This is a genomic window from Pseudomonas sp. MHK4 (genome assembly GCF_054600775.1).
This window is the reverse complement of record NZ_BAAIAK010000064.1, coordinates 1-509: the sequence shown is the minus strand read 5'-3', so window position 1 is coordinate 509 and position 509 is coordinate 1. Positions and strand designations below refer to the sequence as shown.

1 pseudogene is annotated in these 509 nt (G+C 37.5%); it reads right to left on the bottom strand.

Annotated features, from left to right (window positions below):
* Window positions 1–358: pseudogene (locus ACYP2Q_RS31530) on the bottom strand (amino acid--tRNA ligase-related protein); the annotation flags it as partial.
* Window positions 359–509 lie beyond the last annotated feature (151 nt).

Here is a 509-nt window from a genome sequence, read left to right as displayed (position 1 = left end):
CATCACGAATAGATGGTGCATTCGTTAATAACATAACAAGACGATCAATACCAATTCCTAGTCCACCCGTAGGAGGCATACCATACTCAAGAGCTTCGATATAATCATCATCCATCATGTGAGCTTCATCATTACCTTGTTCGCGTTCTTTTAATTGCGCTTCAAAACGTTCTTTCTGATCAATTGGATCATTTAACTCAGTGAATGCATTTGCATGTTCACGTGCAACGATAAATAATTCGAAACGATCTGTGAATCGTGGATCTTCGTCATTCTTTTTCGCAAGTGGCGAAATTTCTACCGGATGACCGTAAATAAATGTTGGTTGGATTAATTTATCTTCTACTTTTTGCTCGAAGAATTCATTAATAATATGACCAACTTCCATTGTATCCTTAATTTCTACATTATGTTCTTATGCAAGTTCACGCGCTTCTTCTACACTCATCGGATTCCAGAAATCTGCTCCAGAATGTTCTTTACTTGCATCTACCATATGAAGACGTGTC